General features: G+C 65.9%; 20 protein-coding genes and 2 pseudogenes. 5 read left to right on the plus strand and 17 right to left on the minus strand.

Annotation, left to right across the window (positions count from 1 at the left end):
• Positions 1-82: 82 nt before the first annotated feature.
• The 4 genes and pseudogenes from tuf to rpsL all read right to left on the minus strand — a co-directional run bounded on the left by tuf (position 83) and on the right by rpsL (position 4,497).
• Entirely contained in the window at positions 83-1,276 is a 1,194-nt protein-coding gene (gene tuf, locus N0A20_RS17630) for an elongation factor Tu (protein WP_260581622.1), read from the minus strand.
• Positions 1,277-1,394: 118 nt separating this feature from the next.
• A pseudogene (gene fusA, locus N0A20_RS17635) lies at positions 1,395-3,489 on the minus strand (elongation factor G).
• 93 nt (positions 3,490-3,582) lie between these two features.
• On the minus strand, positions 3,583-4,053 hold the full coding sequence (rpsG, locus tag N0A20_RS17640; protein ID WP_033074359.1) for a 30S ribosomal protein S7: 471 nt from the start codon (positions 4,051-4,053) through the stop codon (positions 3,583-3,585).
• Positions 4,054-4,125: 72 nt separating this feature from the next.
• Positions 4,126-4,497, minus strand: a complete 372-nt coding sequence (gene rpsL / locus N0A20_RS17645; protein ID WP_053555852.1) for a 30S ribosomal protein S12 — start codon at positions 4,495-4,497, stop codon at positions 4,126-4,128.
• A gap of 307 nt (positions 4,498-4,804) precedes the next feature.
• Here rpsL and N0A20_RS17650 point away from each other — a divergent pair, with 307 nt between their 5' ends.
• The gene (locus N0A20_RS17650) at positions 4,805-5,305 is read left to right on the plus strand and encodes a DNA-deoxyinosine glycosylase (RefSeq protein WP_260581624.1); all 501 of its coding nucleotides are present in this window, start codon (positions 4,805-4,807) and stop codon (positions 5,303-5,305) included.
• On the opposite strand, the gene N0A20_RS17655 is transcribed toward N0A20_RS17650, so the two are convergent.
• Positions 5,302-5,658: a hypothetical protein gene (locus tag N0A20_RS17655; RefSeq protein ID WP_260581625.1), complete on the minus strand. Its 357-nt coding sequence runs from the start codon at positions 5,656-5,658 to the stop codon at positions 5,302-5,304. The genes N0A20_RS17650 and N0A20_RS17655 overlap by 4 nt on opposite strands.
• Position 5,659: 1 nt before the next feature.
• The gene (locus N0A20_RS17660; RefSeq protein WP_260581626.1) at positions 5,660-5,956 is read right to left on the minus strand and encodes a hypothetical protein; all 297 of its coding nucleotides are present in this window, start codon (positions 5,954-5,956) and stop codon (positions 5,660-5,662) included.
• A 161-nt stretch (positions 5,957-6,117) separates the two neighbouring features.
• On the opposite strand from N0A20_RS17660, the gene N0A20_RS17665 reads away from it, so the two are divergent.
• The 3 genes and pseudogenes from N0A20_RS17665 to N0A20_RS17675 all read left to right on the plus strand — a co-directional run bounded on the left by N0A20_RS17665 (position 6,118) and on the right by N0A20_RS17675 (position 9,854).
• Positions 6,118-6,795 (plus strand): pyrimidine 5'-nucleotidase, encoded by a 678-nt coding sequence (locus N0A20_RS17665; RefSeq protein WP_260581627.1) that lies wholly within the window; start codon positions 6,118-6,120, stop codon positions 6,793-6,795.
• Positions 6,792-7,635: pseudogene (dapD, locus tag N0A20_RS17670) on the plus strand (2,3,4,5-tetrahydropyridine-2,6-dicarboxylate N-succinyltransferase). Before N0A20_RS17665 ends, dapD begins: the two are co-directional and overlap by 4 nt.
• 209 nt (positions 7,636-7,844) lie before the next feature.
• Positions 7,845-9,854, plus strand: coding sequence for a TonB-dependent receptor (locus tag N0A20_RS17675; RefSeq protein WP_260581628.1), 2,010 nt, complete (start codon positions 7,845-7,847; stop codon positions 9,852-9,854).
• An 85-nt stretch (positions 9,855-9,939) separates the two neighbouring features.
• Here the strand turns inward: N0A20_RS17675 and gpmA are convergent, their stop codons facing one another.
• A complete protein-coding gene (gpmA, locus tag N0A20_RS17680; protein WP_260581629.1) occupies positions 9,940-10,626 on the minus strand; it encodes a 2,3-diphosphoglycerate-dependent phosphoglycerate mutase in 687 nt (228 codons plus the stop codon).
• A 189-nt stretch (positions 10,627-10,815) separates the two neighbouring features.
• Between gpmA and N0A20_RS17685 the strand changes: the two genes are divergently transcribed.
• Positions 10,816-11,271 carry an Hsp20 family protein gene (locus N0A20_RS17685; protein WP_260581630.1) on the plus strand — a complete coding sequence of 152 codons (456 nt, stop codon included), beginning with the start codon at positions 10,816-10,818 and terminating at the stop codon, positions 11,269-11,271.
• 275 nt (positions 11,272-11,546) lie between these two features.
• Here the strand turns inward: N0A20_RS17685 and N0A20_RS17690 are convergent, their stop codons facing one another.
• The 10 genes from N0A20_RS17690 to N0A20_RS17735 all read right to left on the minus strand — a co-directional run bounded on the left by N0A20_RS17690 (position 11,547) and on the right by N0A20_RS17735 (position 18,545).
• The gene (locus N0A20_RS17690) at positions 11,547-12,023 is read right to left on the minus strand and encodes a GNAT family N-acetyltransferase (RefSeq protein ID WP_260581631.1); all 477 of its coding nucleotides are present in this window, start codon (positions 12,021-12,023) and stop codon (positions 11,547-11,549) included.
• Positions 12,020-13,141: a M14-type cytosolic carboxypeptidase gene (locus N0A20_RS17695; RefSeq protein WP_260581632.1), complete on the minus strand. Its 1,122-nt coding sequence runs from the start codon at positions 13,139-13,141 to the stop codon at positions 12,020-12,022. Before N0A20_RS17695 ends, N0A20_RS17690 begins: the two co-directional genes overlap by 4 nt.
• A complete protein-coding gene (locus N0A20_RS17700) occupies positions 13,138-13,761 on the minus strand; it encodes a DUF4136 domain-containing protein (RefSeq protein WP_260581633.1) in 624 nt (207 codons plus the stop codon). Before N0A20_RS17700 ends, N0A20_RS17695 begins: the two co-directional genes overlap by 4 nt.
• Before the next feature lie 194 nt (positions 13,762-13,955).
• Positions 13,956-14,618 carry a cell wall hydrolase gene (locus N0A20_RS17705; protein WP_260581634.1) on the minus strand — a complete coding sequence of 221 codons (663 nt, stop codon included), beginning with the start codon at positions 14,616-14,618 and terminating at the stop codon, positions 13,956-13,958.
• A gap of 193 nt (positions 14,619-14,811) precedes the next feature.
• Entirely contained in the window at positions 14,812-15,150 is a 339-nt protein-coding gene (locus N0A20_RS17710) for a DUF1491 family protein (RefSeq protein WP_260581635.1), read from the minus strand.
• Positions 15,151-15,171: 21 nt separating this feature from the next.
• Positions 15,172-15,636 (minus strand): PTS sugar transporter subunit IIA, encoded by a 465-nt coding sequence (locus N0A20_RS17715; protein WP_260581636.1) that lies wholly within the window; start codon positions 15,634-15,636, stop codon positions 15,172-15,174.
• A gap of 161 nt (positions 15,637-15,797) precedes the next feature.
• The gene (hpf, locus tag N0A20_RS17720) at positions 15,798-16,370 is read right to left on the minus strand and encodes a ribosome hibernation-promoting factor, HPF/YfiA family (protein WP_260581637.1); all 573 of its coding nucleotides are present in this window, start codon (positions 16,368-16,370) and stop codon (positions 15,798-15,800) included.
• A 45-nt stretch (positions 16,371-16,415) separates the two neighbouring features.
• Positions 16,416-17,114 carry a DNA polymerase III subunit epsilon gene (gene dnaQ / locus N0A20_RS17725; RefSeq protein WP_260581638.1) on the minus strand — a complete coding sequence of 233 codons (699 nt, stop codon included), beginning with the start codon at positions 17,112-17,114 and terminating at the stop codon, positions 16,416-16,418.
• 19 nt (positions 17,115-17,133) lie between these two features.
• Positions 17,134-17,757, minus strand: a complete 624-nt coding sequence (coaE, locus tag N0A20_RS17730) for a dephospho-CoA kinase (protein ID WP_260581639.1) — start codon at positions 17,755-17,757, stop codon at positions 17,134-17,136.
• Entirely contained in the window at positions 17,754-18,545 is a 792-nt protein-coding gene (locus N0A20_RS17735; protein ID WP_260581640.1) for a shikimate dehydrogenase family protein, read from the minus strand. The genes coaE and N0A20_RS17735 overlap by 4 nt, the downstream gene beginning before the upstream one ends.
• Positions 18,546-18,568 lie beyond the last annotated feature (23 nt).

An 18,568-nucleotide genomic window follows, 5' to 3' on the forward strand; every position in this document is an offset into this window, starting at 1 on the left:
CAGGAAGCCGGCCCGGCCATCAAAAACCTTTAAGCTACGAGCCGCGCGAATCGGTCCGAATCGCGCGGCTCGCGGCCCTATATTACTTTGTGATCGTCGCGACAACCCCTGCGCCGACCGTGCGGCCGCCTTCGCGAATCGCGAAGCGCAGACCCGGGTCCATGGCGATCGGGGCGATCAGCTTGACCGACAGCTGGACGTTGTCGCCCGGCATGACCATCTCGGTGCCCTCGGGGAGGATGACCTCGCCGGTGACGTCGGTGGTGCGGAAGTAGAACTGCGGACGATAGTTGGCGAAGAACGGCGTGTGGCGGCCGCCTTCGTCCTTCGACAGAACGTACACTTCCGAGGTGAACTCGGTGTGCGGCGTGATCGAGCCGGGCTTCGCCAGAACCTGGCCACGCTCGACTTCTTCACGGCCGACGCCGCGGATCAGCGCGCCGATGTTGTCGCCGGCCTGGCCCTGGTCGAGCAGCTTGCGGAACATTTCGACGCCGGTGACGACGGTCTTCTTGGTGTCCTTGATGCCGACGATCTCGACTTCCTCGCCCACCTTGACGATGCCAGTTTCGACGCGGCCGGTGACGACCGTGCCGCGGCCCGAGATCGAGAACACGTCTTCGATCGGCATCAGGAAGGGCTTGTCGAGCGGACGTTCCGGCTGCGGAATCCACTCGTCGACGGCGGCCATCAGCTTCAGGATCGCGTCCTTGCCGATGTTGTCGTCGCGACCTTCGAGGGCGGCGAGAGCCGAACCCGGGATGATCGGAATATTGTCGCCGTCGAAGTCGCGCTTCGACAGTTCTTCGCGGATTTCGAGTTCGACGAGTTCGAGCAGCTCGGGATCGTCCAGCTGGTCGACCTTGTTCAGGAAGACGACCATGGTCGGCACGCCGACCTGCTTCGCGAGCAGGATGTGCTCCTTGGTCTGCGGCATCGGGCCGTCGGCGGCCGACACGACGAGGATCGCGCCGTCCATCTGGGCGGCACCAGTGATCATGTTCTTCACATAGTCGGCGTGGCCCGGGCAGTCGACGTGCGCATAGTGGCGGCCGTCGGTTTCATATTCGACGTGGGCGGTCGAAATGGTGATGCCGCGCTCGCGCTCTTCGGGCGCCTTGTCGATGTTGGCGAAGTCGACGGCGGCGTTACCCGCGACGTTTTCGGCCAGCACCTTGGTGATGGCAGCGGTCAGCGAGGTCTTGCCATGGTCGACGTGACCGATGGTGCCGATGTTGCAGTGCGGCTTCGTCCGCTCAAATTTAGCCTTAGCCATGATTTAAGAACCTTCTTGTTCGATGTTTCCGTTGATCAGTCCTGGACGAGCCCGCTGAATCAGGCGCCGCCCTTAGAGGGTCTTGCCGCGCGGTGCAAGCCCGCGCGGTTTCGACCTATCAGGCCATCTTGGCCTTCACTTCTTCCGCCACGTTGTTCGGCACTTCTTCATAGTGCGAGAACTGCATGGAGTATTGCGCACGGCCCTGGGTGAACGAGCGCAGCTGGTTGACGTAACCAAACATATTGGCAAGCGGCACCATGGCTTCAACCACTTGGGCGTTGCCCCGGCTGTCGGTGCCCTGGATCTGGCCGCGGCGGCTGTTGAGGTCGCCGATGACGTCGCCCATGAACTCCTCGGGAGTCACGACCTCGACCTTCATCACCGGTTCGAGCAGCTTGATGCCGGCCTTCGCCGCCACTTCGCGCATCGCCGCACGGCCCGCGATCTCGAACGCCAGCGCCGACGAGTCGACGTCGTGGTAGGCGCCGTCGGTGAGCTTGATCTCGAAGTCGATGATCGGGAAGCCGATCATGTGACCGTTTTCGGCGCTCTCGCGCATGCCCTTTTCGACCGACGGGATATATTCGCGCGGAATGTTCCCGCCCTTGATCTCGTCGATGAAGGTGATGCCCGAACCGCGTTCGCCGGGGGCGACGCTGACCTTGACGCGGCCGAACTGGCCCGAGCCGCCCGACTGCTTCTTGTGGGTGTAGTCAACGTCGACCGGCTTCGCGAGCGATTCGCGGTACGCCACCTGCGGCGCGCCGACGTTCGCCTCGACCTTGAACTCGCGCTTCATGCGATCGACGAGGATGTCGAGGTGAAGCTCGCCCATGCCCTTGATGATCGTCTGGCCCGATTCATGGTCGGTCGACACGCGGAACGAGGGATCCTCGGCGGCCAGGCGGCTGAGCGCGATGCCCATCTTTTCCTGATCGGCCTTGGTCTTGGGTTCCACCGACAGCTCGATGACCGGCTCGGGGAATTCCATCCGTTCGAGGATGATCGGCGCGTTGGTGGCGCAGAGCGTGTCCCCGGTGGTGGTTTCCTTAAGGTCGGCGAGCGCAACGATGTCGCCCGCGAACGCTTCCTCGATGTCCTCGCGGCTGTTCGCATGCATGAGGAGCATACGGCCGATCTTTTCCTTCTTGTCCTTGACCGAGTTCAGATAGCTGCCCTTGGTCAGGGTACCCGAATAGATGCGGGCGAAGGTGAGCGAGCCGACGAACGGGTCGTTCATGATCTTGAACGCGAGCATCGACAGCGGCGCCGAGTCCGAGGTCGCGCGCAGAATCGGGTTCGTTGGTGTCGGGGTTGATGCCCTGGACGTCCTCGATGTCGAGCGGCGACGGCAGATAGTCGACGACCGCGTCGAGCAAGGTCTGAACGCCCTTGTTCTTGAACGCCGAGCCGCAGAGCACGGGCACGAACGCCTGGCCGAGCGTGCCCTTGCGAATCAGCGCCTTCAGCGTCGCGACGTCGGGCAGCGTGCCTTCGAGATAGGCCTCCATCGCATCGTCGTCCTGTTCGACGGCGAGCTCGACGAGCTTTTCGCGATATTCGGCGGCCTTGTCCTTCAGGTCGTCGGGGATCGGCTCATAGAAGAATTCGGCGCCGAGGCTTTCGTCCTTCCAGATGATCGCACGCTCGTTGACGAGGTCGACGAGGCCCTTGAAGTCCGATTCCGCACCGATGGGCAGATAGAGGACGGCCGGCACCGCACCCAGGCGGTCGATGATCGTCTGGACGCAATAATAGAAATTGGCGCCGGTGCGGTCGAGCTTGTTGATGAAGCACATCCGCGGAACCTTGTACTTGTCCGCCTGGCGCCACACGGTTTCCGACTGCGGCTCGACGCCGGCCACGCCGTCGAACGCCGCGACCGCGCCGTCGAGGACGCGCAGCGAGCGCTCGACTTCGATGGTGAAGTCGACGTGTCCGGGGGTGTCGATGATGTTCAGGCGATGCTCGGGGCCCTGGCCCTCGTCGGCCTTCCACAGGCAGGTGGTCGCAGCCGACGTGATCGTGATGCCGCGTTCCTGTTCCTGTTCCATCCAGTCCATCGTGGCGGCGCCGTCATGGACTTCGCCGATCTTGTAGGACTTGCCGGTGTAATAGAGGATGCGCTCGGTCGTCGTGGTCTTGCCGGCGTCGATGTGCGCCATGATACCGAAATTGCGATAGCGTTCGAGCGGATGGCTGCGTGCCATGGTCTTTTCCTTGGGTTTTGGGGGAGGCCTTTGGGGCCGCCCCCGATATAGGAAGTCTTGTTACGATTGCGAGACGCCGGGGCGTCCGGCAAATTACCAGCGGTAGTGGCTGAAAGCGCGGTTCGCTTCGGCCATGCGGTGCGTGTCTTCGCGCTTCTTGACCGCGTTGCCGCGGTTGTTCGACGCGTCGAGCAGTTCGCCCGACAGACGCGCGGCCATCGTGGTTTCGCTGCGGTTGCGCGCGGCGGTGATCAGCCAGCGGATCGCCAGCGCCTGCGCGCGGTCGGGGCGGACTTCGACCGGAACCTGATAGGTCGCACCGCCGACGCGGCGGCTGCGGACTTCGATGTTCGGGCGGATGTTCGCCAGAGCTTCGTGGAACACGCCGAGCGGTTCCTTCTTGGCACGGGCTTCGACCGACTCGAGCGCACCATAAACGATGCTTTCGGCGACGGACTTCTTCCCGTCCAGCATGACGCTGTTCATGAATTTCGACAGCACGACATCCCCGAAACGGGGATCGGGCAGGATTTCGCGGCGTTCGGGACGACGACGACGAGCCATAGGTATTTCCTTTTACAACAGCATCCCGGCGCCTGGGCGCTCGCGGGATGATCAAATGCCGAAAAGCGGTCCTTACTTCGGACGCTTCGCTCCGTATTTCGAACGGCTCTGCTTGCGGTCCTTCACACCCTGCGTATCAAGCACGCCGCGCAGGACGTGGTAACGCACGCCGGGAAGGTCGCGCACACGGCCGCCGCGGATCAGCACGACGCTGTGTTCCTGGAGGTTGTGGCCTTCGCCGGGGATATAGGTGATGACTTCGCGGCTGTTGGTCAGGCGGACCTTCGCAACCTTGCGGAGCGCCGAGTTCGGCTTTTTCGGGGTCGTCGTGTAGACACGGGTGCAAACGCCGCGCTTCTGCGGGTTCGCCTCCATCGCCGGGACCTTGGACTTCACCTTCTGGGGAGTCCGGCCCTTGCGGACCAGCTGGTTGATCGTGGGCATGAATGCTTCACCTTTAAATGTCCGCCCATCAAAGCGAACGGTTACTGTACCGCGGTGGATGAAGCATCGGTCCGGACCCCGCGGAAAACCGAGGAAAACGGGCGACCCTGTAACAGCAAAAGACCCCGGTCGATCGCAATTGATCCCCGGAGGCTCCATCCGCGCCAGCAATGTTCAAGCGCTGTTGCAACTGAAAGAGGCAGCAAACCGCCCTTTTCGGTCGAGCGCGCCCCTAGCCCCGATTCCCCCGGCGGTCAAGGGGCGAGCAAGATTGTTGCGCCGCGTCAGGCGGGCTATCGGTTGGGCCATGCCCGCCGTCCGTCACGCCAGCTTCGCCCCGCACGTCCACGCCGGCACGCGCCTGCTGATCCTCGGCAGCCTGCCGGGCGCCAGATCGCTCGCCGAGCGGCGCTATTATGCGCATCCGACGAACCAGTTCTGGCGGCTGGTGGGCGAGGCGATCGGCCAGCCGCTGGCGGCAATGGCCTATGAGGACCGGCTGGCGGCGCTGCGCGAAGCAAGGATCGGCCTGTGGGACGTGATCCGCACCGCCGAGCGGCGGTCGAGCAGCGACAGCGAGATTCGCGAGGTCGAAGCGCATGATCTGGCCGCGCTGGTCGCGACGCTGCCCGACCTGCGCATGATCGCGTTTAACGGCGGCAAGGCGGCGGCGATCGGGCGGCGGCAGTTGCCGCAGCAGGGTTTGGCGGTCGTTGACCTGCCGTCGAGCAGCGCCGCGAATACGCGCGGCTATCCGGCAAAGCTGGAACAGTGGCTCACGCTCCGGCAGGCGCTCGCTGCCATCTAGGGCGCAATCACCCAACGCCCGTCGCGAAAGCGATAGATGTTGGGCGAGACGCAGCGCGGCTGGGCCCGGCAATCCTCCTCGACCGTCTGCCGAAACTTCTCGAATCCCGGTCCGTCGGGCATAGGCCCGGCAAAGACGAACTGGTCGGATACCACGGTCATGAACAGGTCGGGCCCGACCGCGTCGGACACCTTTTGCCATGTCGCGAGATCGGCGGTGAGGCTTGCAAGATACTGATCGCTTTCGAACGCCATCGCCTGTTCTCGGAATTTTTCGGGATCTGGAAACACCGGCAGGATGGCGACCGTCTGGCGCCAGCCCCGATTCCAGGCATCTTCGGGAGACAAGCCCATGTCACCCAGCGTTTCCACACTGATGGTGGCAATTGTCGTCGCCCCGCTTCACCATGTCGCAATCATCGGCCGCCGCATTCTGGCAATAGAGGTAGATGCGATGGAGGTTGATGATCCGTCCGTCCCAGTCGCCACCCTTGGCATTGACCACCAACGCCTCGTCGCCGGGGACAAAAGCAACGCCCGGATGCGCCTTCTCGAACGCCGCAATCATTTCAATGCGAAAACCGGCCTCGTCGGCGAAGGCCGACGGGATTCCCGTCAGAAGAAGGAACGGCGCAAGCACGAAACGCTTCATTCGATCACTTTCCCCTATTGCGACGCCATAGGCTATGCCGCAGCCTTATCATCCGCGCCCTGATTGAAAGCAAAGCGCGGCCTGATCAAGGCCGGGGTGAGGAAGCGCAGAACCCCGCGTGCCGCTTGCTCTCGCCATGCCGCACCGGTAAGCGCCGCCGCATGCCCCAGCGCCTTGCCGATATCGACACGTGGATCTTCGATCTCGACAACACGCTCTATCCGCCGTCGGCGAAGCTGTTCGACCTGATCGACGAACGCATGGGCGGCTTCATCATGCGGCTGCTGGACGTCGACGCGGCCGAGGCGCGGCGGGTGCAGAAGCAATATTTCCACGACCATGGCACGACGATGGCGGGGCTGATGCGCCATCATGGCGTCGCGCCCGAGGATTTCCTGGTCGACGTCCATGATATCGCGCTTGATCGCATCGCGCCCGATCCGCGGCTGCGTAGCGGACTCGAGCGGCTGCCGGGGCGCAAGCTGATCTTCACCAACGCCGATGCCGATTATGCCGCGCGCGTGCTCGATGCGCGCGGCATCGCCGACCTGTTCGACGGCATCTGCGACATCCGCGTCACCCACTATACTCCCAAGCCCGATCCCGCCGCCTATGCGATGATGGTCGATCACCTCGCCATCGATCCCGGCCGCAGCCTGTTCGTCGAGGATATGGCGCGCAACCTGACCCCGGCGAAGGCGCTGGGAATGACCACCGTGTGGCTGGACAATGGCAGCGAAAGCGGCCATCGCGACCACCTGCCGGAGCATGTCGACTTTCACGTCAGCGACATCGCCGACTGGCTCGATACCTTGCCGACACCCTGGGGGATTTCATGAGTAGCGACCTGCAATCGACGATCGAAGCCGCCTGGGACGCGCGCGACACGTTGGGGCTGACCACGCAGGGACCGGTGCGCGACGCGGTCGAGGCCGCGATCGCCGGACTCGACGACGGCACCTATCGCGTCGCCGAGCGCGACGCGGGCGGCACCTGGCAGGTCAACCAGTGGCTGAAGAAGGCGGTGCTGCTGTCCTTCCGCCTCAACGACATGGAGATCATCGAGGGCGGTGCCGGCGGCGCGACCTGGTGGGACAAGGTGCCGTCGAAATTCGCGCGGCTGGGGCGCAAACCGCTTTCGCGACGCGGGCTTCCGCGCCGTGCCGGGCTCGATCGTCCGCCGCGGCGCCTTCATCAGCAAGGGCGCGGTGCTGATGCCGAGCTTCGTCAATATCGGCGCCCGGGTCGGCGAGGGGTCGATGGTCGACGCCTGGGCGACGGTCGGCAGCTGCGCGCAGATCGGCGCCAACGTCCATCTGTCGGGCGGCGCCGGGATCGGCGGGGTGCTCGAACCGCTGCAGGCCGGGCCCGTGGTGATCGAGGACGGCGCCTTCATCGGCGCGCGTGCCGAGGTCGCCGAGGGCGTGATCGTGCGCGAGGGCGCGGTGCTGTCGATGGGCGTCTATCTCGGCGCCTCGACCAAGATCGTCGACCGCGCGACGGGCGAGGTCTTCATCGGCGAAGTCCCCCCCTATGCGGTGGTCGTGCCCGGATCGCTGCCGGGCAAGCCGCTGCCCGACGGCACACCGGGGCCGTCGCTCTATTGCGCGGTGATCGTCAAGCGCGTCGATGCGCAGACGCGGGCGAAGACCGGCATCAACGAACTGCTGCGCGACTGATCGCCGTCCGCCGCTCGTCGAGCCCGGCGGCCCGTTGGTAGACAATATAACCAAAATTCATTATTGCGAATTATTCGCATAAGGGACGGGCTGCATCTCGATCGCGGCGCGATGAGGGGGAGTCATGTCGGCCTTTGCTTTCCGCACGTCGTTCGCGGCGATCCTGCTGTCGTCGGCGGTGCCGCTTTGGGCGCAGGAGCCGAGCGGCGATGCGCCGCCCGCCATCCCCGCGCCGGTCAACGGCGCCGAGCGCTACACCCCATGCCGGCTTCGCGCGCTTCGCGCCGCGCACCGCGCTCGACATGGTGGAAAAGGTTCCCGGTTTCCTGATCATCACCGGCACCAACGGCGGCGACCGCGGGCTGGGGCAGGCGACCGAGAATGTGCTGATCAACGGCGAGCGCATCGCGAGCAAGACGACCGACGCGCGCACCGCGCTGGCGCGGATCACCTCGGCGCAGGTCGCCTATATCGACATCGTCGACGGCGCCAGCCTGAACGTTCCCGGCCTGACGGGGCAGGTCGCCAATGTCGTGCTGGTCGGGGGCGCGAGCGCCGGCGGCGGGTTCAGGACGACGATCCGCTGGCAGCCCGAATGGCGCCCGCGGCTTGCGGACAATTGGCTGAACGGCGAGATTTCGACCACCGGCAAGATCGGCGGGACTCAGGTCACGCTGAGCCTGAAGAACGAAGCGACGCGGCAGGGCCATTGGGGACCCGAGCAGCGCTTCGACGGCGCGGGCCAGCTGCGATTCGTCCGCGACGAGCATGCAAGCTATTCGAACGACCCACCCCGGCTGTCGGCGGCGCTGGCCCGCACGACGGCGAACGGCAACAGGTGGAATCTGAATCTGGGTGGGCAGCTCCAGATGATCGACAATCGCACCCGCGGCGAATCGGTCCAGCCGGACTTTGGCCGGGTCAGCGAGCTGTTCACCGTCACCGAGGATGAGCATAATTTCGACATCGGCGGCGATTATGAAATGGGGCTGAGCAAGGGCTGGCTTAAGCTGATCTCGCTCTACCGCTTCGAGCATAGTCCCTTCGTCGATACGTTCATCGTCGACCGCGAGGTCGGCGGGCGCAGCGGCGAGCGCTTCAGCCAGACCGCCGACGAAGGCGAATCGATCCTGCGCGGCGAATATAGCTGGCGCACCGCGGGCGGCACCGACTGGCAGGTCGCATTGGAGGGCGCGTACAACACGCTTGACGTCAATGCCGAATATGCGGTGCTGCAGCCGAACGGCGACTTCCTGCCCGTCGTCTTCGGCGGCGAGCGGACCAAGGTCGAGGAAAAGCGCGGCGAAGCGTCACTGACCTGGGGCCGCGCGCTGGCCCCGAACCTGACCGCGCAGTTCAACCTCGCCGCCGAATATAGCGAGCTCAGCTCGTCGGGTCCGGGCGGACTCACCCGCAGCTTCATCCGGCCCAAGGGCAAGCTCGCGCTCGCCTGGAAGGTGGGACCGAAGACGACGATCAACTGGTTCCTGCAACGCCGCGTCGATCAGCTGTCCTTCTTCGATTTCGCCAGCTCGGTCGATGTCGCGAACAATCAGGGCAACACCGGCAACGGCCGGCTCGTGCCGCCGGTGGTCAACCGCAGCGAGCTGGAACTGGTGCAGGACATAGGGCGCTGGGGCAACGCCTCGATCGCGTTCGCTTACGGCTATGCCCAGGATCTGGTCGACCAGATCCCGCTGTCGCCGACCGAGGAGGGGCGCGGCAATCTGCCCGGCGCGCATCTCTATCGCGTGACGACCAAGGGAACGCTGCTCCTCGACCCGCTGGGGTGGAAAGGGGCGCGGATCAACGCCAACGTCACCTGGCGCCGCAACCGCGTCCGCGATCCGCTGACCGGCCTGTGGCGCGACCAGAGCTTCGGGCAGGACTATATCGCCGACCTCAGCCTGCGGCACGACGTGCCCGGCACCAACTTCGCCTGGGGCGGCGGTTATTTCGACGAGCGTTATTCGCCGGGCCTCAGGCTCGATGCGATCGAGAAGGAATATACGGTCGGGCCCTTCGTCACCGCCTTCATCGAGCACAAGAATGTCGCGGGTTTCACGGTGAAGCTGTCGTACCGCAATCTGGCGGGGATGAAGGACGGCTTCGACCGCACCGTCTTCGTCGACCGCCGCGACGGGCCAATCGCCTTTTCGGAATCGCGCCGGCGGGGGTTCGGGCAATATTTCCAGCTGACGGTAACGGGGACGCTGTAAACTCGGTCCCCGGCGAAAGCCGGGGTCCAGATGGAACGGACAGCGTTCACCGCATGGACCCCGGCTTTCGCCGGGGAACAGCCTGTTACCGCTCACTCAGATAATAACGCTCCCACGCGGTCAGGTCGTCGTTCAGGTCATAGACGATCGGCTGGCCGGTCGGGATTTCGAGGCCGGTGATGTCGGCGTCCGAAATGCCCGACAGATGCTTGACCAGCGCGCGCAGGCTGTTGCCGTGGGCGGAGATCAGCACGGTCTTGCCGGCGGCAAGCTGCGGTTCGATTTCGGCGCGATAATAGGGCAGGACGCGCGCGATCGTGTCCTTCAGGCTCTCGGTCGAAGGAATGGCGATGCCCGCGTAGCGCGGATCGCTCGCGAGGTCGTAGCGCGAGCCGGCTTCGAGCGGCGGGGGCGGGATGTCAAAGCTGCGGCGCCAGATCTTAACCTGCTCGTCGCCGTGCTTCGCCGCGGTCTCGGCCTTGTCGAGCCCGGTGAGCCCGCCATAATGGCGCTCGTTGAGGCGCCAGTCCTTGGTCACCGGCAGCCACAAGCGCCCCATCGCCTCCAGCGCGAGGTTGAGCGTCTTGATCGCGCGCGTCTGGACCGAAGTGAAGGCGGTGTCGGGGGCAATGCCCCTTTCCTTCATCAGCTCGCCCGCCGCCCAGGCCTCGGCCGCGCCCTTTTCGGTCACATCGACGTCCCACCAGCCGGTAAAGCGGTTCTCGAGATTCCACTGCGACTGGCCGTGACGGATGAGGATGAGCTGCGGCATGGACGGTCCTTCTAGCGACGATTCGCGGCCCCCTTAGCGCGGCTTTCGCGCGAAGGCCAACGCCCCTCTTGAAATGGTTTCCACCGCCACCAGATTCGCCTCATCCGGTCGCCAGGAAGGGGCCGGGTGGTGATCGCGGCATGCCCGCCGCGGTCCTGTGACTTCGCTTTTGAAAGGAAGGAATGACCCATGCGTAACAGCTTCGACTGGACCCCCTATCGCCGTTCGACCGTCGGTTTCGACCGATTGTTCGATTTCCTCGAAACCGGCGGTTCGGGCGCCGAAAATTATCCGCCCTTCGACATCGAAAAGGTCGCCGACGACCATTTCCGCATCACCGTCGCGGTCGCCGGCTTCAAGCAGGACGAGATCGACATCACCGCGCAGCAGAACATGCTGACCGTCAGCGGCCGCAAGGCGCCGGTCGCCGAGGGCGGCGAACGCAAGCTGCTCTATAGCGGCATCGCGACGCGCGCGTTCGAGCGCCGCTTCCAGCTCGCCGACTTCGTGCGGGTGGAAAGGGCCGATCTGTCCGACGGGCTGCTCGCCATCGACCTGGTGCGTGAAGTGCCAGAGGCGATGAAGCCGCACAAGATCGCGATCGGCGGCACCACGCCGGTGATCGAGGACAAGAAGGCCGCGTAACGCGCCCGATCGTCCTAGCCCCTCGGGCCCCATGAGCGGGGTCCGGAATCCCCCCGGACCCCGTTTTCGTTTTAGCGGCTTGCTCGCCGGACTATACGCGGCGCAAGCGTCCTGTTTTTTGTTTCGCGCAAAGACGCAAAGACACAAAGAAGATGCTCTGGGCCGATAGGCCCTTTTCCCTCTTCAACGATGCGTTTGGCGCTACGCTGCCGGAAAAGGCCGCTTCGCGGCAGGCACGACCTCTTCGTGTCTTTGCGTCTTTGCGCGAAACCCTTTCAAAGCGCGCGCGTCATGAAGCGGCTGAAGGGGTCGGGCTTGTAGTCGGCGAAGGGTTCGCAATCGGCGAAACCATAGCGGCGATAAAGCGCCAGCGCGGGTTCGAACGCCGGGCCCGATCCGGTTTCGAGGCTGAGCCTTTCCAACCCGCGCGACCGCGCTTCGGCGACGATATGGTCGAGCATCCGCGCCGCGACGCCCTGCCGGAGAAACGCGTCATGGGTGCGCATCGACTTGATCTCGCCCTGTGCGGCACCCAGCAGCTTGAGCGCGCCGCAGCCCGCGAGGTCATCACCGCGGTGGATCGACCAGAAGGTCACACCGCCGGCGCGCAGCCCGTCGAAATCGAGGAAATGGCAGCTGCCCGCCGGCGAATTGGCAAGCATGCCCGCGAAATGCTGTTCCAGCAGCGCACGGATCGGGGCGCCCGACAGATCGTCCTCGACGATCCGCCAGCCATCCCCGTCCGGTCTCAAAGAATCTGGTCCAGCGTCGCGAGACACGCGTGGGCGAGCAGCTTCGACCGCTCGGGTGACCAGCCCTGCACCGGGTCGGGCAGGTCGCGATTGTCCTTGAACGGCATTTCGAGCGTCATCGAGATCGCGCCGTGGCGTTCGGCTAGCTGAGTCGTCGACATCGTCAAGTTCGCCTGACCCGGCGCCGATTCGACATAGCCGAGATCGACCTGGAAATCGGGCGTCGCGGCGGCGAGCGCATTCTGAAACCGCTTATACTTGTCCATCTGCCCGGGCTGGAGCGAGGGGATGCCCTCGAAGCCCGCGAAGAAGACCGCGGGGATCGCCTCGTCGCCATGGACGTCCATCGCCCAGTCGACCCCGGTTTCGTCCATCGCGTTGCGCACGCAGAGCACTTCGGGGCTGCGCTCGGCGGTCGGCGCGTGCCATTCGCGGTTGAGATTCACGCCCGCATAGTTGGTGCGCAGATGGCCGCGGCGCGAGCCGTCGGGATTCATGTTCGGCACGATATGGAAGCGGCATTTCCGCAGGAGCGAGCGCGCGTGCGGATCGGCGGGATCGGTGAGCTTTTCGAGCGCGCCCTCCATCCACCATTCGGCCATGCTCTCGCCCGGATGCTGGCGCGCGTAGAGCCAGACCTGCGTGTCGCCGGTGCCCATTTCGAGGCAGTCGATCGGCTGGCCTTCGAGGCTGTGGCCGAGGCGGCGATAGGTCACCCCCTCGCATTCGGCGACCGACGCGATCAGGTCGTGGTGCCGCTCCATCGAATAGGGCGCGAAATAGGCGACCCACAATATCGGGCTTTCGGCGGTGTGCCGGACGATCAGCGAGCCGCCGTCGGCATCCGGGTCGTAGCGCGTGTCGAGGCGGAACCAATGCTCGCGGTCGGTGCTGGCGCAGACCGCATAATCGGGCCAGCCGTCGGGATAGGCCGAAGCGGCGAGCCCGGTGATCGTCAGTTCCAGCGCGTCGCCGGCTGCGCAGCCGACGCGGAAGTGGAACCATTGAAAGAAATCGGATTCGCGATCCTTGCGGATCGAAAGCCGGGCGGTGGTGCCGGCGAGCGACTCCACGACGATATTGCCGCTGTCGAACGCGGCGTCGATGCTGATGGTCATGGGACGCTGATAGTGCGTCCCGATTCGCCGGGGAAGTCCTTGAATAGGGCCTCGGCCAATTTTGCCGCCGCGAGCGACGGCTGCGCCGCGGGCGCCTTCGCCGGAACCGCGGCCAGCGCGCGGCCTTCCCACAGCGCATTGCCGCTGGCGGCATCGTCGATGCGCACCGACAGCTGGAGATCGTATAGCCGGCGCGGACCGCCGCCGAGGCTGAAGCCGATGCCGAGCCCGACACCCGAGCGGTAGCCGCCCGTCGAGCCGCCGACGCCGACCGAGACGGGCGAATTGCCTCCGCCGCTCACCCGTTCGACGCGGTCGAAGCCGATGCGGACGCGGAGCGGGGCGCGATCGCCGGAACCCGCCGCGACAAGCCCCTGACGCTGCAATTGCTGCTCGACCGCCGTGCGATAGCTGTTCCATTCGAGCGACGGCGCAGTCGCGCCGGCCATCGCGGCGGGATCGCCAAGCGGCTCGCCGTCGATCGCGTAGCGCGTGCCGGGCGCCCAGCCGGGAACGATGTTGTGGAACCGCGTGACCTCGACCGGCGGCACCGCGGTTGCACAACCGCCGAGCGCCAGCGCCGCTGCGCAGAGCAGGGCGGCAGTGTGATGAAGCTTCATGGCCGCATCATGCGCCAGCGAAACTGGCTTGGCAATGAACGGGATGCGGCAAGAATCCTCCCTGTGCCGAAGGCATGGGGAGGGGGACCGCCGCGAAGCGGCGGTGGAGGGGCCGATGGCGTTGCGCAAATGCCCCTCCGTCAGCCCCTGCGGGGCTGCCACCCCCCATCGCTACGCGACAGGGAGGATATGGATCAGCGATAGAAGATGTGGTTGTCGATCTGCGCGATGCGCGTCTTGCGCCAGCCAGGCGAGACGTGGCGGGCGTGGAAATAGAGCGCGCCGGGCGCCTGATTCTTCCAGCTGCCCTCGCGCGCGATCTGCGCGATCGCGACCGCGTTCGACCAGAGGGTCGAGGATTCGCGGATCGCGGGCATCTTGCCGCCGCGCACGAAGCTGAACTGGCTCGGCTGGTGGACGACGCCGCACAGGCTCTTGGGAAAGCGGCCCGACTGGGCGCGGTTGATCACGACATGCGCCACCGCGAGCTGGCCGGTGAGCGATTCGCCGCGCGATTCGAAATAGACCGCGCCGGCGAGGCAGCGCAGTTCGGGATCGAGCGTCGCCGGAACCGGAGTCGCGGCGACGAGCGCGGCAAGCGATTCGGCGGTTACCGGCGCCGGGACCGGCTCGGCGGCGGGCTGATCTGCGATGGTCTTGGGGGTTTCAACCGTCGTTTCGGTCGAAAGGTCCGCCTTGTGGAGCGATTCCGGCGCTTCGGCGTCCGGCTGGCTCGTCATGGGCAGGCTGGCCGCTTCGGCCAGATCGTTGGCGAAACCGGGTTCCGCCATGACCAGCATGGCGGCGACTGTCATGCCGACGGCCGCCACGCTGGCGACGTTCAAGATACGACTCATATAATCCGTCAAAAGGGCGGCTGACCGGCCAAAAGAAAACAGGCGGGGGACGTATTCCTGTACCCGCCTGCGGCTGTCATCCGACTGCGTGTCCGAACCGTTCGACCGGGCGTTTCGACCGAAGCCGATGCAACCCGCGGGACGACCTACGCGTTAATCTGTGCGGCGCCATTTATTGTGCAGCGCAGCAATGTCAACCCAGCATCGCCCACTCGGCGACGAGCCGTGGCGCATCTGCGATATCCAGTTCGACGATCCACAGGTCGGGATCGCCCTTTTTGCGCCGGTCGAGATAGGCGGCGCGGGCGGCTTCGTCTTCCCCAGCCGACGGGCCGATATCCTCCCAGACATAATCGCCGCGCGGCGAAAAGCGCCGTTCGAGCAAAGGCCCGATCGTGCCGCGGTCGCGGCACTGGACGAGAATCACCCCCGATTGCGCATCGCCCGACGCAAGGACGGCCGCAAAACCGCCCGCCGCTTCGGTGCGGCGCAGCAGCAGGTCGACGAGGAAGCGGCTGGTGAACCGCGTCATGGGAAAAATGAGGTCGCGGCGTCAGGCCGCGTCACGCGCTTCGCCGTCGACGAGCAGCGCATAGAGCGCCTCGTCGCTCTTGGCGCCGCGCAGCCGGTCGGCGATCGCCTCGTTGCGCAGCATGCGCGACACGCCCGCAAGCGCCTTCAGATGGTCGGCGCCGGCGTCGAGCGGCGAGAGCAGGATGAACAGCAGATCGACCGGCAGCCCGTCGACGGCCTGGAAATCGATCGGCCGCGCGAGCTGCAGGAACAGGCCGCGCACGCCGGTCAAATCGGCCATCTTGGCGTGCGGCAGCGCGATTCCGCGCCCGAAACCGGTCGAGCCGAGGCGCTCGCGTTCGAGCAGCGCCTCGCTGACCTCGCCCGAATCGAGCCCGAGCGAGCGCGCGGCAAGATCGCCGACGAAGGGGAAAAGCGCCTTTTTCGAATCAAGCTGGACGTGCGCGCGGACGGTCGCCGGATAGAGAAGGGAAGATAGGTTCATGGCTTTGGTCAAATCTCAAACAACCCGGCGCTGCCGCCGGGATCGCCCCAATTGGCGTGCGATCCATATCGTCGTGACGGCCCCCGCCATCCCGGCCCCGGGTATCGTTACGGGTGTTGCTGGGCGCGGCCCTTAGGCCGGATGGCGGACAAAATCCAGCCCTATTGCGGCTCGACCCAGCCGATCGTGCCGTCGCTCCGCCGATAGACCATGTTGTGCGCGCCGGTCTTGCTGTTGACGAAAAGCAGGGCGTTGGTGTTGCGAAGGTCGAGCATCATCACCGCGTCGGACACGCTGCTGTTCGGGATATCGACGCGCGTTTCGGCGATGATCGCGGGGGCGTCGCCGGCATCCTCTTCCTCGCTGCCCGCGTCGAACACGGTGTAGCTGGCATTGTCCTGGATCTCGTCGACCGACGGCGACGGCGCGCTGGCGCCGTTGCGGTCCTTCAAGCGGCGCATGTAGCGCCTGAGCTGCTTTTCGATGCGCTCGGCCGCGCCTTCGAAGGCGACATGCGCGTCCTGCGCCTGGCCGTGGCCCTTGAGCACCAGGCCCTGCATCACATGCGCGACGATGTCGCACTGGAAACTGTCGTGCGGCCCCTTGCCGAAGGTCGCATGCGCGCCGATCGCGCGGGAGAAATATTTGTCGGCAATCGCGTTCATCCGGTCCGACACATGCGACTGCAGCGCTTCGCCGGTTTCGATCTGGTGGCCAGAGACGCGGATTTCCATTTTTCTTCTCCTTCTAAGGCCGGGGCGATGGTCAGGGAGAGGCCATCACACCGTATCGAGCCACAGCGGCTGGTTGAGCCCTGCGACAAACTCGGCATGGCGCGCCAGTTCGGCCGCCGAAGCCGCATGCGGGCGGGGTTCGCGCCATGGCCGGTCGGGGGCACGGGCCGGGGCGGCCGCAGCGGGCGACGCCGCCTGCAACGCCGGAGTGGCGGCGAGTCCGAGCCCGATCTGCCGTCCGCCGGTCATCTCGATATAGAGATGCGCGAGCAGTTCGGCGTCGAGCAGAGCACCATGCTTGACGCGGTGGCTGCGGTCGATGCCATAGCGGGTGCAGAGCGCGTCGAGGCTGTGCTTGGCGCCGGGATGGAGCCTCCGCGCCATCTGCACCGTGCAGCACATCCGCGCCATGTCGAGCGCCGGGCGCCCGGCCCGCGCGAGCTCGGCGTTGACGAAACCGAAGTCGAAGGCGGCATTATGCGCGATCAGCGGCGCATCGCCCAGAAAGGCGAGCAGATCGTCGACGCGGCTGGCGAACAGCGGCTTGTCCGACAGGAACTGGATCGACAGGCCATGCACCGCCTCGGCGGCGGCGGGCATGTCGCGTTCGGGGTTGAAATAGGCGTGGAAGGTCTGGCCCGTCTCGCGGCGGTCGACCAGTTCGATGCACCCGATTTCGACCAGCCTGTCCCCGGCCTTCGGGTCGAGCCCCGTGGTTTCCGTATCGAAGATAATCTCACGCATCGAAGATTCAATCTGGACCCTATCGGGCGCGGAAACAAGAGGCGATGGCGCGAATCTGGCGATGCGTCACGCTTTTGGGGCGGCCCGTTTCGATGACGAAATCGGCGCGCGCGCGCTTGACGCGGTCGGGCACCTGAAGACGGCGGATCGCCTTCAATTTGGCGAACGTCATCCCCGGCCGCCGCAGCACGCGCTTGCGTTGTATCCAGGCGGGCGCCGAGACCACCGCGATCGCCCCGACGCGGCGCCAGCCGCCCTTTTCGAACAACAGCGGAATGTCGAGCACGACGACCGCGCGGGCGCGATTTTGGGCGAGAAAGCGTTTCTGCGCGCGACCGACCGCGGGATGGACGATCGCTTCGAGCGCGGCCAGTTCGTGCGTGTTGCCAAGCACTTGCGCGCCGAGTTTCTGCCGGTCGACCCCCTGCGGCCCGGTGGTGCCGGGAAAGCGCGCCTCGATCGCCGCGACCAGCGCGCCGCCGGGACCCTGCAGCCGGTGCACCTCGGCATCGGCGTCGAACACCGGAATCCCCTCGCGTTCGAACATCGCCGCGGCGGTCGACTTGCCCATGCCGATCGAGCCGGTGAGGCCGAGCAGGAAGGGACGGCGAAGCCGCGAGGCGGGGCGCTTATAGTGGCTCATGCCGTCAGCAACGCCCGCAATTCCTCGTCGCGCCCCTCGGGGGGCGGCTTGCCGAAGAAAAGCTCGAAGGCGAGCGCGGCCTGACCGATCAGCATGTCGAGCCCGTCGACCGTGTCGAGCCCGCGCGACTCGGCGGCGGCGAGCAGGCCGGTGCGCAGCGGCGCATAGACGAGGTCATAGACGATCGCATCCCCGGGCAGCGGCGACAGGTCGAGGCCGAGCGGCGGCTGGCCCTTCATGCCGAGGCTGCTGCCGTTCACCAGCAGGGCCGCCGGGGGCAGGGGCGCATCGAGCGCGACGGCGTCGCCCTTCAGGCCGAAGGTCGCGAGCAGGCCCATGGCTTTCAGCGGCGAACGGTTGAGGATGGTGACATGCCCGACCTTGGCGCGGGCGAGCGCGAACAGCACCGCGCGCGCCGCGCCGCCCGCGCCGACGACCGCGACCGGCGCGCCCTCCAGATCGAGCTCGGCGAGCGGCGCATAGAAGCCCGCGGCATCGGTGTTGGTGCCGATCAGCGCGCCGTCGGGCTGGCGCACCACCGTGTTCATCGCGCCGATCGTGCCGCGGATGTCGCCGGGGTCGTCGACCAGATCCATCACCGCGACCTTGTGCGGGATGGTGACGTTGCAGCCGCGCCAGTCGGGATCGTCGCGGCGTCCGGCGATGAAGCCGGCAAGCTCCGCGGGCCTTACATGCGCGCGGCGATACTCGCCGCTGAGGCCGAGCGCCTCGAGCCAGAACCCATGGATCAGCGGCGATTTGCTGTGCGCGATCGGGTCGCCGATCACTTCGGCATAGGGGGCGCCGAAGG

It is taken from the genome of Sphingopyxis sp. PET50 (assembly GCF_025244705.1).
In the GTDB taxonomy this organism is placed as follows: Bacteria; Pseudomonadota; Alphaproteobacteria; order Sphingomonadales; family Sphingomonadaceae; genus Sphingopyxis.